The organism is Chelativorans salis (genome assembly GCF_025336525.1).
Classification (GTDB): Bacteria; Pseudomonadota; Alphaproteobacteria; order Rhizobiales; family Rhizobiaceae; genus Chelativorans; species Chelativorans salis.
This window is the reverse complement of record NZ_JAOCZP010000008.1, coordinates 142,175-156,645: the sequence shown is the minus strand read 5'-3', so window position 1 is coordinate 156,645 and position 14,471 is coordinate 142,175. Positions and strand designations below refer to the sequence as shown.

The following is a 14,471-nucleotide window of genomic DNA, read 5'->3' as shown; positions in this document are numbered from 1 at the left end:
CCCTACTCCTTGGACTGCCGCTTCCTGACCCCAGGCGCGATCACCGTTTTGCGGTAGAGGTGCCAGGTCGAATGCCCGAGCACGGGGATGACCACGGCGAGACCGACGAAGAACGGCACCGAGCCGATCACCAGAAGCGTGGCGACGATCAGGCCCCAGAAGAGCACGGGGAGCGGATTGGCCAACATGACGCGCGCCGAGGTCTGGATGGCCGCGTAGGCGCCGACGTCCCGATCGAGCAACAGTGGAAAAGCCACCGATGTGGTGCTGAGGACGACCAACGCGAAGACAAAGCCGATCGCATTACCCAATAGAAGCAGCGTCCAACCCTGCTGCGTGGCCAAGATCTCGCCTATGAAGCCGAGGAAGGATTCCGGCACGACAGGCCCGTAAATCCAGACAAAGAGCGCCTGGGCGGTGAAAATCCACGCCAGGAAGATCACCATGAGCATGGCGCCGACGGCAACCATGGATGGGATCGCCGGCGACCTGAGCACCTCGAAAGCGTGCCGCCAGGACGAATCCATCCCCAACTCGCGGCGCCGGCTGATCTCGTAAAGACCGATGGCCGCAAACGGCCCCAGAAGGGCAAAACCGGCGATCAAGGGGAAGATGAGTTGCAGAGCGTGGCCGCTCGATGCCCACGTGATCAGGATAATTCCGACAATAGGATAGATCAGGCACAGGAAAACGTAGTGGGAGGGCTTCTCCCAAAAATCATCCAGGCCGCGGCGAAGAACATCGACAATATCCGCGAAATCGACTGTACGGACTTTGGGATGCGCAACCGTTTTCTGGGCGCCTGCAAGAACATGAAAACCTGCCATAACCTTCCTCCCTCCATCGGGTCCCGGTATGGCTGCGGCTCACGTAGCCTGACGATGGGCCGGTCACGTGAAACCGCAACCCTTGCCGTAGATCGATAGTACTATGGGAAGCCGCTTTTGTCCTTCACTTTTCCGGGAGGGTTGTGGAGACTTACTCTCCTAGCGTGCCGCCCACAAAAGCCCGCGTTGCAGGATCGTGCGCACCTCAGGGATTTCCAGTTCGTCTGCCGTATGGCCTAGGGAGGAATAGAATACTCTTCCCGCCCCGTGCGTCGTGGTGAACACCACGGGCATCACCACATCCTTGCGCCAAGGGTGGTGCTCACCGGAGAAGGTGGTGGTGGCGAGTACTTCGACCGCCGGATCGTAGTGAAGGTAGTACTGCTCCGAGGTGTGCTCGAAGCTTTCGATGCCGGCCATGATCGGGTGGTCGGGTGCAGTGACGTCGACGCGGTAGGTGATAATGTTGCCGGGGTGGGCGACCCAGTAGCAACCGGCTGCATAGCGGAAAGGCACGCAATCGCGGAAGCTGGTGGCAAGCCCCATGTGATAGCCGGCAAGACCGGTGCCGGCGCGGATCGCCGCCGTCAGCCGCTCCCCCCTCTCGCGGCTGAGCGTGCCGCCGGTGACGACGGGCATGACGAGGTCATAGGTGCCGATATCCTCGGCGCCGAGCGCCTCGCAGTCCTCGGTGAGGGTCACCGCGAAAAGCTCCGCCTCGAGCAGGTCGCGTACTGTCTCGGCACCACGCTTCGGTGTGTGCAGCTCCATCCCGCCATAGACGACGAGGGCTTTTCTTCGGTTGGTCATGGGCGAGCTCCTATAATCCGAGGCCGACAGGGCGCGTACGGTGCACGCCTTTGGGCACAAAGGGGAAGGCCTCCGTGAGGCCCAGGAGATCGGCGGCAAGATGCAGCACCGACAGCCACATCTCAGTGCCTTGCAGGCTGCCCGGCTGGCTGTCTGCGAAGGGGAAGCCCTCGCCCGGCCGCCAGCGCTCCGGTGCGCGCAGGATGATGGCCTCGGCGATCGCCTCTGCTTCTCCACGGCGGTGATCCGTCTGCTTGAGACAGAGCCAGAGCGGGTGGATGGTGTCGAGCAGGTTGCACGCAGTGTAGGTGACGCCGGAGAACCCGCCGTGATTGCGGTAGTTCGCAAGGACAGATTCTATGGCGGCCTCGGGCCGTGGCACCGGCAGGCCGAACTGGGCATAGGCACCGCGCGTGAGACGGTAGAAGCCGTTGACTGGCTGCAGTAGACCCTCTCCAGTAGTAGGACTGCCCCACAGGCCGGTGGCGCGGTCGACATTCATCGCCAACCAGCCGAACAGCACCTCGCGGGCGCGGCCGGTGGTGAAGTAGCGTGCATTGAAATAAAGCGCGGTGGCTATGGCATCCACATGCGCACCGGCGGACCAGGCGTGCGTCTTCCAGGGCAGGCTTTCGAGCCAGGCGCACAGCGCGGGAGCATCGATCTCGACTGCGGAGATCGGGTGCAGCGGCCTAGCGCCCAACACTTCGAGCGCGTAGCCGACAGCCAGCACATTGTAGAGCGCAAGCCCATCCTCGTGCAGGGCCTTACCCTGCTCCGGTAGGCGGTAGGGATCCGGGAAGAGGCCGGTGGCGGAATCCTGGATGGACTGGAGATGCACGATGGCTTTGCGAATATCGAGATGCTCCGGTTGCGCATCGAAGCCAGCCGCGATCTCGATCGCGTCGCACAAGTGCCGGGTGTTCATGCGTGCGGTGCCGTCCGCCTCCGGCGAGAGATAACCTTCGGCGGTGCGGTATTTCGCCAGTACCGCCGGCCATTCGGCAGCAGCGGTACGTCCGATCTTCTCAATCGCTGTCTCCGCCGCACTGCGGCGGGGGCGGGATGTGGGCTCGCCGCGCCGGCGCACGATCTTTGCCGGAACGCCGGCGACGATGGTCATTTCCGGCACATCCTTTGTCACCACCGCACCGGCGGCGATCACCGCGCCGCGACCGATCGTGACGCCGTCGACGACAACGGCGTTGGCGCCAATCCAGACATCGTCCTCGATGGTGATGCCGCGGGCTTCATGCGGTTGCGTGTGGATCGGGCGGTCGGGATCTTCGAAGCCGTGATTGAAGCCGACGATGGAGACCAGAGAGGCGATGCGCACGCCATCGCCGCAGACGACCTTGCCGGAGATGCAGGCATAGGGATTGACCGTACAGTGGGCACCGAATTCGACGTCGCCACGCACCAGCGCATGGCCGGCGATCCAGGAACGCTCGCCCATGACGAGGCGGTCGGTGAAGATACGTGCCTCGGCCGCCACATAAGCCGTGTCGGCCATGCTGGCGCCGGCGTCGCGGGCGAGCTTTTCTCTACGTGCACGATGCGGGGGGCTGTCGATATCGGCCGGCGTGCGCTCCCAGGTAAGGAACTGTAGGCGCACCTCATGTTCCTCCGGCGCCTCGCTGAGAGTGCGCCTGGCCTCGCTCATGCCAGCCGCTCCAGGATGTGCGGTTCTATGGCGTAAAGAAGCGGCTCTCCGGCGGCGAAGCGCTCGATCTCCTCAACGGCCATCTGGCCGAGCCTCAGGCGCTCGAGCCCGGCTGCTCCGGCCACATGCGGGGTAAGGAAGACGTTGGGGAGCGTGTAAAAGGGAGAGCCGCGCGGTGGAATCTCCGGATCCGTGACATCGATCACCGCCTGGATGCGACCCGTTTGAAGTTCCGCAAGAAGGGCAGCCTCGTCGACCAGCGCCCCGCGCGCGGTATTGATGAAGGTGGCGCCGTCCCGCATCAGCTTCAGTTCGCGCGCGCCGATCATCTGCCGGGTGGAGGCGAGCGAAGGGGCGTGGAGGGAGACAATGTCGGCGCGGATCAAAAGGTCGTCGAGATCAGTGATCTCGGTGATACGGGCGATAGGATCGGTGCCATCGACATAGGGATCGGCCAACAGCACCTCGACCTCCAGCATCTCGAGGAGAGCAGCCACCTTGCGGCCGATGCGCGAGGCGCCGACGAGGCCAACCGTGCGGCGATAGTTGCCGATAGGCTTGTCCATCAGCGCCCAGACGGAGCGGCGGGAGGGGTCGGAGCGATAGAGGTCGCGCAGGTCGAAGATGCGCTTGTTGGCGAAGATGATGGCGGCGAGCGTGAATTCGGCGACCGGCACCGCATTGGCTTCCGCCGCATGGGTGACGGCAATGCCAGCCTCAAAAATGGCGGGGTCGAGTGTGTATTTGACGGTGCCGGCGGCATGGGCGACGAGGCGGAGATTGGGCATCGCCGCCAGCACCTCGGGCGTAATGAAGGGACAGCCCCAGCCGGTCACCAGGATTTCCGTCTGCTGCAGGAGATCGCGCGCGACATTACTGGAAAACTCCTCCAGCGGCGTAGCGGAGAGAACATCGCAGCTCTGGCCGAGACGGGCGAGCAAACGCTCGTCAAAGACGTGCCGCGTCCTGCTCGGCGCCATGGCGAAGACGAGTTTCGGCCGCATCAAAATCTCTCCGGCACCTGGATGGCGCTGACGTCGATGCCCTCGCGGGCGAAAAGGTCTTCAAGGGCGGCAAGATCCGGCGGCGGCGGTGCACCGGCAAGGACGGCTTCGGCTGCCTCGCCCGCCGGCAGAGCCATGGCGGCCGTTACGAGAACCGTGGTGCCGGCGGAGATGTCGCCCAGCAACTGGGGGACGATGGTTTTCGCGCAAATAAGGTTGGTGTTGGGGAGCGCGCGATGGGCACGACCGGAGCGTTTCACGCCGGACGAAAGATCGAGAACGGCGCTGATGTCCGTGGCGGAGCGGGCGAGCGCCCTGCCCTCACCCTCCTCGCAGGTATCTGCGTCGAGATCGGCACGGGCAATGACGAAGCCGCCCTCGGTGGCGTTGAGCGGTCGCGGCGTTTCGATCCGGTGGATACGGATATGCCAAGGGTTGGCCGGTACCAGCCAGGTTTCGACCGTCACGTCACTCCACGGCTTCCATTTGCCGTAGAGGGTATCGCCGGCAATCAGCGCCGCTTCATTGCTCTCGCGCACCCGGTAGTGCCGACCGTCATCCGAGAAGCCGATCATGCCGTCAAAGGCGGCGTTGGCATACGCGCGCTCGTCCGCCTCGACCGAGAAGCCATAGCGGGAGGAATAGGCGAACTTGGCGTACTTCTCCGCGCCGAAGCGCATCTGATAGTTCTGCTGCCCTGAGGAGAGCGCCACCACGTTACCGGGCGTGTGCATCATCACCATGCCGGGGTGCTTGAGCGGCACCGGCTCCGGCGTGGTGACGGCAGGAGCCTCCTCCGCCTGCCAGAACGGGTGGCTCTCGGGCAATGCCAGCGGCAGGAAGGCCTTCAGCGCCCAATAGGGGGAGCCGGCGGAGTTGTAGCTCTCGCTCATGAGAAGGTTCGGATAGCCATAGCCGACGGAGAGCACTCCGTCGCGGTTGGCGATCGGCTGTTTCGACCACCAGCGCAGATGGCGCATGTACTGGCCCTTGACCTCGGCCCACGGCAGCGCCTCCACGTCCGCAAAGGCATAAGCGCCCCAGATGCCGGCGCAGGCGAAGCGGTAGGTGAGGCTGCGGCCAAAGGCGAGCGCGCCGCCATCCTCGTCGTACCAGTGACGGATATCGCGGGCGAACCGTTCGGCCCGTTCGCGGTAGCGGGCGGTGCGTTCCTCGTCGCTCTTGGCAAGCCTGGCATAGATCAGGCCGTAGAAGTGCATGGCGAAGGGAATGTAGTGGTCGATGCGCCGCACGTTCCCATCGCGATACCAGCCGTCGCCGAGATAGAAGCCGTCGAGTTCCTCGAGGTATTTGTCCGTCAGTGAGCGATCGAAGTCGACGCCGATCTCTTCCAACCCGAGATCCACGAGGATGCGGAAGAATTTCCAGTTGTTGTCGGCGTAGTCGAAGCGACGGATGTGTTTCAGGTAAGCGGCAACATTCTTCTTCGCCCGCTCCGGCAGCGGCTCCCACACGAGATGCGGTACCATCTTCAGCGTAAAGCCGATCGCCGCCATCTCGACCATGCGCTGGTCGGTACGGCTCACTTCGCCCCAGTATTCCGGATGCTCCGGGTCCATGCCGTTGGCAAGGCCTTCGCGGTAGAGCGTCCAATGGTCGAACCGCCCGCCGCCGGCGGCCAGCGGGGTTAGCCCCCACAGCGGGCGAGCGAAACCTTCAATATCGGCTGCGATGCGATCGAAATGGGCGGCCGCACCATCGAGGCGCACCCGCGCACCGCCTTCGGAAAAGAACGGCAGCAAAGGATTGAACAGGTCGTGCAGCGCCTTCTCGACATCGGCTCGCGTCTGCAGCGGATTGCCGGCGAGCGGATTGGCGCTTGAGGGATCGTAGGTCATGCTTTGGCAAAAGTCCTTGTCGCAGGCGCGTCCCCGTAAGCGCCCTTCAGTTCCAGCGTTTCGGCAAAATGGCAGGCAACCTCCGTCTCGCCGACCTTGCGCAATGCCGGCTTTTCGGTGCGGCAGCGGTCTTCGGCGAAACGGCAGCGGGTATGGAAGGGACAGCCGGTGGGGCGGCTGCCGAGATAGGGAATCTCGCCGCGCACCGTCTTGGCGCGGCGCATCCTGCGGGCCGGATCGGCGATCGGCAGCGCCTCGAGGAGGATTTCGGTATAGGGGTGGCGCGGGCGCTCGAACAGCGCTTCGGTGGGCGCATTCTCGACCACGTGGCCGAGATACATGACGACGACGCGGTCGGCGATGTAGTTCACGACGCCGAGGTCGTGGCTGATGAAGATGTAGGTGAGGCCGAACTCGTCCTTCAGGTCTTCAAGCAGGTTCAAGACCTGCGCCTGGATAGAAACGTCGAGGGCCGAGACGGCCTCGTCGGCGATGACGAGCTTGGGGTCGAGCACAAGGGCGCGGGCGATGCCGATGCGCTGGCGCTGGCCACCCGAGAAGGCATGCGGGTAGCGGCCCATGGCATCGCGGGGAATACCGACCTTTTCGAGTACGCCGGCCACGCGCTCTTCCAACTCCTGCCCCCTGGCGAGGCGGTGGATGCGCAGCGGCTCGGCGACGATGTCGAACACCCGCATATGCGGATTGAGCGAGCTCATCGGGTCCTGGAAGATCATGCGGATGTCGCGCCGCCAGGGCTTCATCGCCCGCTTGTCGAGGGCCGTCAGTTCCACCGGGTCATGGCCCGGGGGTCGGTAGGTCACCTTGCCCGCCGTCACCGGCTGCGCCCGCACAATGCTGCGCCCGAGCGTGGTCTTGCCGCAGCCGCTTTCGCCGACGACCGCCAGCGTTTCGCCGGGCGCGACCGAAAGGGTGACGTCACACAGCGCATCGAGGGTGGTGAGCGGGCCGAACCAGCCGCTGCGGAAGGAGAAGGTCTTGGAGACGTTCTCGACCGAGAGAAGCGCTGTCATGCCGGCACCTCTGCCTTCCGGGCGTTTTCAGTGAGCAAGTGGCAGCGCGCCACGTGATTCCCGCTGACGGACGTACGGCCGGGCATCATGCCGGCGCAGGGCTCGAAAGCATAGGGGCAGCGGCTGGTGAAGGCGCAGCCCTCGGGCCGATCCTTCGCCGAAGGCACGGTGCCCTTGATGGGTGAAAGGCGCTGCCGCTCCTTTTTGCGGGCGATGGTCGGGATCGAGCGCATCAGCGCTTGGGTGTAGGGGTGGCTCGGAGCGCGGAAGACGTCGAAAACGTTGCCCTGCTCCACCACGTCGCCCAGATACATCACCGCCACCTCATCAGCGATCTCCGCTACCACGCCGAGATCGTGGGTAATGAAGAGCATGGCCATGCCGTACTCCTCCTGCAGCTCCTTCAGGAGATCGAGGATTTGCGCCTGCGTCGTGACATCAAGCGCCGTGGTGGGCTCGTCAGCGATCAGGAGATTCGGTTTGCAGGCGAGCGCCATGGCGATCATGGCGCGCTGGCGCAGGCCACCGGAAAGCTGGAAAGGGTAGGAATTGGCGCGCTCGCGCGGCCCCGGCACCCCCACCTGGTCGAGAAGCGCCACCGTCCGCTCGCGCGCGTCTTTCGGCTTCAGCCCCTCGTGCAGCATGATCATCTCGTCGATCTGGTCACCCACAGTGTGGACCGGCGACAGCGAGCTCATCGGCTCCTGAAAGATCATGGAGATCTGATTGCCCCTGATCTTCCGCATGGCAAGGCTGTCGGGCTTCAGGGCGGCGATGTCGACGGTCTCTCCATCCGACGGGGAAAAGCGGATACGGCCGCAGCGGATGAGGGAGTTCTGGTCGTTGAGGCGCAGAACCGCCCGCGCCGTGACCGATTTCCCGCAGCCGCTTTCGCCGACAAGGCAGAGCGTCTTGCCGGGATAAAGCGACAGGTCCACCTGGCGCACGGCGACGATATCCGCCTCGTCCGGCGACGAGAATGCGATCTCGACGTCCTCGATCTTGAGAAGCGGCTTATCGGCCATAGGGGTCGGCGGCATCACGAAGTCCGTCTCCAAGGAAGTTGAGGGCAAGGATTGCGACCACCACGGCAACGCCGGGCAAAAGCAGCCATGGCGCGCTGGCGAGCGTGCGGATGTTCTGCGCCTCCTGAAGCAGCGTGCCCCAGCTGACGATGGGCGCCTGTAGGCCGAGACCGAGGAAGGAGAGCGCCGTCTCGGCCAGGATCATGCCGGGAATGGCGAGCGTGGTCGCGGCGATGATGTGGCTCATGAAGTTCGGCACCATGTGGCGGGTGATCACGCGCCAGTCGCTTGCGCCGTCAAGCCTTGCGGCGGTGACGAAATCCTCCGTGCGCAGCGCCAGGAAGCGCCCGCGCACGACGCGCGCTAGTTCCGTCCAGCCGATGAGCGAAAGGATGACGGTGATGGCGAAGTAAATCTGCAGCGACGACCAGTCACGCGGCAGCGCGGCCGCAAGCCCCAGCCACAGTGGGATGGTGGGGAGTGAGCGAATGAACTCGATGACACGCTGGACGACGCTGTCGAACCAGCCGCCATAGTAGCCGGAAAAGCCACCGATGATGACGCCGAAGAAAAGGCTCAGCACCACGCCGATAAGGCCGATGGAGAGCGAGATGCGCGTGCCGTGGATGAGGCGGCTCAAAAGATCACGGCCGAGGCGGTCGGCACCGAGGATGTAGAGCGGCGCACGCGGCTCCGTGGGGCCGAAGAGTTTGACATTCATCGGGATGATGCCGAGGAGGTGATAAGGCTTCGTTTCGACGAAGAAGCCGACGGGATGTCTCACCTCCTTGTCCACGACAAAGGTGCGCCGCATGGCGGCCTGATCGATCTCGACCTTATAGCCGTAGACATAAGGCCCGAAACGCCAGCTCCCCTCCTCGTCCGTGTAGGAGAAGTGGAGCCCCTGCGGCGCGGCGTATGTGTAGCGCGGGTTATAGGCGGACGGCTCGAAAGGCGCCAGAAACTCGGCGAAGAGCGCGACGAAATAGAAAGCGGCGACGATCCACAGGCTCCACACTGCCAGCCGGTGCTGGCGGAAGCGGCGCCACATCAGCCCCGCCTGGGATTCACGGACAGGCACTGCCTCCGGCAGCACGTGTTCGCGGGGGAGCGTTTCGGCCGTCATCGCCCGCCTCCATGGCGAATGCGCGGATCGATCCATGCCAGGATCAGGTCGGAGATCAGAGTGCCGACGACGGTGAGCACGCCCAGAAGCATGATGATGGCGCCGGCAAGATACATGTCCTGGCTGGTGAGCGAACGGAGCAGAAGAGGCCCGGCCGTCGGCAAGCTCATCACTACCGAGACGATGACGGAAGAGGAAACGAGCGTCGGCAACAGCCAGCCGATGGTGGAGACCAGCGGGTTAAGCGCTACACGCACCGGATACTTCACGATTACCTTCCATTCCGGCAGACCTTTTGCGCGGGCGGTGGTGACGTAGGGCTTCTTCAACTCATCAAGCAGATTGGCTCGCATGATGCGGATGAGTTGCGCCGTGCCGGCGGTGGCCAGCACGATGATGGGCGCCCAGGCGTGGGAGAAGAAGTCCCAAATGCGCGGCAGGCTCCAATGCGCCCGCTCGAACTCCTGCGAGAACAGCCCCCCTAACGTAGTGCCGAACCAGACATAGGAGAGGTACATCAAGACCAGCGCGAAGAGGAAATTGGGTACGGCAAGGCCCAGGAAGCCGAAGACGGTAGCGAGATAATCCCCCAGCGAGTACTTGCGCACCGCCGCATAAACGCCGATGGGCAGCGCCACCAGCCACATGACGAGAACGGCGAGGCCTTCAAGCAGGATCGAATTGCCAAGCCGGCCCCAGATCAGCGAAGTCACCGGCCGCTTCCACTCAAAGCTCTGACCGAAGTCGCCGCTCCCGAAGATGCCGGAGATCCATTTCCAATACTGGATGAGGAAGGGATCACCGAGGCCGTATTGCTGCCGCATCGCCTCCATCTCTGCCGCCGTGACGCGCTCTCCCTCGGCAGCGATCCTGGCCATGTAGGCCGTCAGATAGTCGCCCGGGGGCAACTGGATGATGGCGAAGGCCACGAACGAGACGGCCCAGATGGTGAGCACCATCGAGATCAGCCGTGTGGTGAGGAAGCGGAGCATGGCGACGGGTTCCGGGCTTAGCAGCAATATCGAGGGCGGCGGGGGCCGCAGGAGGAGGAAGACCTCCGCCGCCGCTCACGAGCCGGCTCTTGGCCGGCGGCCCTGCACCTGGAGAAGAAGTGCAGAGCCAGTTCGGGCTCAGTGTGACCTACTCGAAGTACCACTGCGCCGGATCGTAGGCGCCGGGCTGCGGGAACAGCCAGGCATCGATCATAGTCGGCGCAACATTCTTCAGGTTGTTCTGAGCGATGTAATAGCCATCCGGCATCAAGCTGACCCCGATCACCGGGAAGTTCTCCTTGGTGATGGTGAGAATTTCCTTCATCAGCTCGGCGCGGCGGTCCGGGTCACCCTCGCTCTTCAACTCGTCATAGAGCGCCATCTGCTTCTTTGCCCAGTCGGCGGGCTCTTCGGCGATGTCCGGGTTGGCGCCGGTGTACCAGGCCTGCCACTTGTAGGCCCAGACGGATTCCTCGTTTGCGGGGAAGTAGTAGCGCGGCTCCTGCATGACATCGAGACCGCCGTCGCCGGACCAGACCTGGGCGTCGTAATCGTTGCCCGGACGCTTGTCGTAGAAGAGCGTGCGGTCGATGTTGTTGATCTCGATCTCGATGCCGACCTGGGCAAGCTGAAGCTGGATCAGCTCAAGCATGTCGACCCATTCCGGCCGAAGAGCAGCGATGACGTCGACCACGATGCGCACGGGGCGCCCGTCTTCCATCAGGCGGACGCCGTCCGCATTCGTCTCCGTGAGGCCGGCCGCCTCCAGGTGCTCGACCGCGCGTTCAGGGTCGAACTCGGTGTACTGCTTGGCCAGTTTCTCGTCATAGAACTGCGACTGCGGCCGCGGCGCTACCTGGAAGGGTTCGCCCTGGCCGATGAAGACCACGTCGATGATCTCCTGCCGGTCAATGGCGTGCGAGATGCCAATGCGGAAATCCTTGTTCTGGAACAGCTCGCGCATGGCCGGGTCATCATGATTCAAGTTGAGCTGGAACACGAGAGTGGACGAGGTCGCCCGTACCTCCTTGCCCAGGTGGTAGCCCCCCTTCTCCTGCCCGTCGTAGAACACCGCCTGGTTGGCGTTCGTGTTGATGTGGCGGTCCTGCCAGTCGATCTCGCCGTTGAGCGCCATCAGCGTCAACTCCTCGGCACTCTCCGACACCCGCATGTTGAGACGGTCGATATAGGGAAGCTGGTTGCCCTCCGGATCGACCTTGAAGTAGTAAGGATTGCGCTCCCAGACGACCCGCGCCGCGTCGCCCGACAGCGGCTCCTTGACGATCCAGGCGCCTATGGTGGGCAGGTCCGGGTTGGTCCAGCGCTCGGTCTCCCAGCCCCAGGCACACTTGTCCTGCATCAGGAAGGTCCAGTTCTGGAAACCTTCTTCTTTCGCCATCTCGTTGGCGTCGGCGTTGTAGTCTGGGTTGAACTGGCTGCAGTAGTGCTTGGGGATAGTGACGATCATCGTGCCGTTGATGTCGGCGAGCTGGTCCATCAGCATGCCGTTCGGCTTGTCGTAGACGAGCTTGAACGTGGTGTCGTCGATCACCTCAACGCTGGTGGGGTTGCTCTGCGCATCAATCCAGGTGTTCGCCGGGTATTCGGGGTTCTTGAACATCTCCACCGTGAAAGCGACGTCCTCCGAGGTGAAAGGATGGCCGTCCGACCACTTCAGCCCCTCGCGCAGCTCGAAGGTATATTCGGTGGCGTCGTCGTTGACTTCCCACGACTCGGCGATATTGGGAATGACCTTTTTCCATTCGCGGTCATAGCGCACCAGGCCCTCATAGCCGACCGTGCGGGCGATCCAGCCGTTATCGTTGCCGCCGCGCAGGCCGGATCGCCACACCCCGCCATATTTGCCGATGCTCTCATAGGGCTCGACCACCAGCGGGTTCTTCGGCAGGCGCTCGTCCACCGGCGGAAGGTCGCCGCTTTCGACGCGTTCGTCGAGCATCGGCGCCTGCTCATAGGCGAGAGCCGGGGCAGCGGAAAGCATGAGGCCCGGCAGCAGCGCCGCCAGGATCTTGCGTGAGCGGATTGCTCGGACACAGGCATTTGGGTGCGGGATACGCTTGAGCATTGAACTTCTCCTCCCATCCGACCGCGCACGGGCGGCCTCTCCTTAACAACGCCCAAGGCTAACACAAATTTGCGTTGGCACAACAATTTTCCGGTAATTTGCGTTTTTTGCGCAGTTTATACGCAAACAGCTGATCTTACGTAATCTTTCACCGGAGAGGCCGCATAATAAGGGAAACCTGCCCCGCCTTTTCGGAGTTCGTTAGGGCGAAAATGACCCGCGTCACGTCGACGGAGGGCGCATATTGTTTCTCCACGTCGGGATGCCGCTCCACCCGCACCGACACGCTCTCCGGGTCGAATGACACCTCCAGAGCCCCCTCCCCCGCACGCATGACAACGGTGCCGCCGCCGAACTCGGCGTCGCCCGTGGTCACCAGCACGCTCTCGAATGACCGGGCCCTGTCCGCGAAAGCGAATTCATCCGTGAGCGTGATTGCCCCGCCCGGCGGGCGCCGATCAATCTCCAGCGTCCTGTGCAACGAGGCGAGTCCTGCCTCGGCAGGATAGGCGGCAGTCATGTCAAGGAGCAGACGGTCGCCGGCGGCATCGTGTTGGTGCTCGACCACGCGCGCGGCAAAGTCGCCACCCGGTCGCTGAAGATGGCCGTCGACCACCGGTACGGAATGTCCGTGCGAGGAGGTCATCAAGTTCTCGTAGCGCTCGGCCCCGAAATACGCCTTCGAATAGCGTCCGCGCCCCGGATCGGTAACGACGGCGTGGCCGCGCGTCATGACGATCAGCGAGCCGACGTCGTTCTGGTTGTGCATCTCCGCATTGTGGCCGCCCTTGACGGCGACCTTGAGCGAAGCCGGATCGGCGGGGTCGAGGCGCGAGATCATCCATCCCATTTTGGGGAACCAGTCGTGGGTACCACCGGTGAAGGAGACCGCTTCCTCCGGCAGCGGCCATAGATATTGCCGCAGCGGCCAGGCGAACTGGTTGAAGTGGTCGACGGCAAAGTCGTTGGCAACACCAATCTGCGTCAACTCCGGGAGAGCAAGGCGCTCGGCGAGGTAGGCCAGCAGGCCGGGATGAAAGCCCGCCTCCAGATCGGAATCCGAAAAACTCACCCAACAGCCCGGCGCGAGGATCGTGCGCAGCGGAAACTGCGCGATCTCGCGCACGAAGGGATCGTCCAGCAAGCGCAGCGCGCCGCCTGTCCGGACATCCACAAGCTGGGCGAGCACGACGAAATTGCCGAAGCCGTAGCTCCAGTAGTCCGGCCCCTCGGTGGAGCCGCCGCGCGAGTCGAAGGTGTCGAGATAGTCGGCAAGGCAGGCCATGCCGCGAGCGAGGACTTCCGCCAGCCGCGCCCGGTCGGGCTCCAGATAGCAGGCAGCGCCCGCCACACCCGCCACGCAGACGGCGGTCCAGTTGTTGACCTGCTTGTCCCCCGTCGAATGCAGCCACCAATGGTCGTGCCGATCAAGGAAAGGCGAGATCGCGCGCCGGTCGACCTCGCCGCGGATGTGCGCGCGCAAGTTTTCGTCCAACCGCTCGCCGAGGAGGTAGTCGATCTCGGCCAAATCCAGCGCCGTCATGGCGGCAGCAAGATCGAGAGTCGGGCGGTTAGGCGCATCAAGGGTGTGAGCGTGGGCCGGCCATGCCCAGTTGGTTTCCTCCAGCCGTGCCCAGATGATATCGGAAATCGCGTCGAGGAACGTTCCTTGCCACGCCAGACATTCGGCGAGAACGAGCCGGTAGAGCATGTTCCGGCGGCGGCGCTGTGCGTCCTCGTAGGCCTCGCGCCGGCCGGTGCGCTGGAAGTCGAGATAAAGGCTGGCCGGCAGCGCGGGGATCAGCGCCGCTGCATCAGCACTCGCCTGCGCCTGAAGCAGGGTTACCGCGCCCTCTCCCGCCCGCACGGCGATGGCCGCCCAGCCTTTGCGGTCGGCGCCCGGTGCGAACGGCGCAAATATGCCTCCATGCGCCAAGGCAGCATCGATTCGGCGCACGTTCCAAAGTCGAAGCGGGACCATCGTGTCTCCTTCCATTCAGCGAGACTATGAGGCGCCACAGGATTTGCAAGAACGCAAATTTTGC

The 14,471-nt window shown here is 63.8% G+C and carries 11 protein-coding genes; all 11 read right to left on the bottom strand.

Going from position 1 to position 14,471, the window contains the following annotated elements; genetic code table 11:
- Window positions 1-2: 2 nt before the first annotated feature.
- Complete coding sequence (locus tag N5A92_RS21700; RefSeq protein ID WP_260906245.1) at window positions 3-827, bottom strand: DUF2189 domain-containing protein; 825 nt, start codon at window positions 825-827, stop codon at window positions 3-5.
- Between the two features lie 159 nt (window positions 828-986).
- On the bottom strand, window positions 987-1,637 hold the full coding sequence (locus N5A92_RS21695; protein WP_260906243.1) for a ThuA domain-containing protein: 651 nt from the start codon (window positions 1,635-1,637) through the stop codon (window positions 987-989).
- 10 nt (window positions 1,638-1,647) lie between these two features.
- A complete protein-coding gene (locus N5A92_RS21690; RefSeq protein ID WP_260906241.1) occupies window positions 1,648-3,300 on the bottom strand; it encodes an acyltransferase in 1,653 nt (550 codons plus the stop codon).
- Complete coding sequence (locus tag N5A92_RS21685) at window positions 3,297-4,307, bottom strand: hydroxyacid dehydrogenase (RefSeq protein WP_260906239.1); 1,011 nt, start codon at window positions 4,305-4,307, stop codon at window positions 3,297-3,299. The genes N5A92_RS21690 and N5A92_RS21685 overlap by 4 nt, the downstream gene beginning before the upstream one ends.
- Entirely contained in the window at window positions 4,304-6,163 is a 1,860-nt protein-coding gene (locus tag N5A92_RS21680; RefSeq protein ID WP_260906237.1) for a DUF2264 domain-containing protein, read from the bottom strand. The genes N5A92_RS21685 and N5A92_RS21680 overlap by 4 nt, the downstream gene beginning before the upstream one ends.
- On the bottom strand, window positions 6,160-7,197 hold the full coding sequence (locus tag N5A92_RS21675) for an ABC transporter ATP-binding protein (protein ID WP_260906236.1): 1,038 nt from the start codon (window positions 7,195-7,197) through the stop codon (window positions 6,160-6,162). Before N5A92_RS21675 ends, N5A92_RS21680 begins: the two co-directional genes overlap by 4 nt.
- Window positions 7,194-8,222 carry an ABC transporter ATP-binding protein gene (locus tag N5A92_RS21670; RefSeq protein ID WP_313958444.1) on the bottom strand — a complete coding sequence of 343 codons (1,029 nt, stop codon included), beginning with the start codon at window positions 8,220-8,222 and terminating at the stop codon, window positions 7,194-7,196. The genes N5A92_RS21675 and N5A92_RS21670 overlap by 4 nt, the downstream gene beginning before the upstream one ends.
- The gene (locus N5A92_RS21665; RefSeq protein ID WP_260906232.1) at window positions 8,212-9,348 is read right to left on the bottom strand and encodes an ABC transporter permease; all 1,137 of its coding nucleotides are present in this window, start codon (window positions 9,346-9,348) and stop codon (window positions 8,212-8,214) included. Before N5A92_RS21665 ends, N5A92_RS21670 begins: the two co-directional genes overlap by 11 nt.
- The gene (locus N5A92_RS21660; RefSeq protein ID WP_260906230.1) at window positions 9,345-10,340 is read right to left on the bottom strand and encodes an ABC transporter permease; all 996 of its coding nucleotides are present in this window, start codon (window positions 10,338-10,340) and stop codon (window positions 9,345-9,347) included. Before N5A92_RS21660 ends, N5A92_RS21665 begins: the two co-directional genes overlap by 4 nt.
- Window positions 10,341-10,488: 148 nt before the next feature.
- Window positions 10,489-12,426 carry an ABC transporter substrate-binding protein gene (locus N5A92_RS21655; RefSeq protein WP_260906228.1) on the bottom strand — a complete coding sequence of 646 codons (1,938 nt, stop codon included), beginning with the start codon at window positions 12,424-12,426 and terminating at the stop codon, window positions 10,489-10,491.
- Window positions 12,427-12,574: 148 nt separating this feature from the next.
- Entirely contained in the window at window positions 12,575-14,407 is a 1,833-nt protein-coding gene (locus N5A92_RS21650) for a heparinase II/III-family protein (RefSeq protein WP_260906227.1), read from the bottom strand.
- Between the last annotated feature and the right edge of the window lie 64 nt (window positions 14,408-14,471).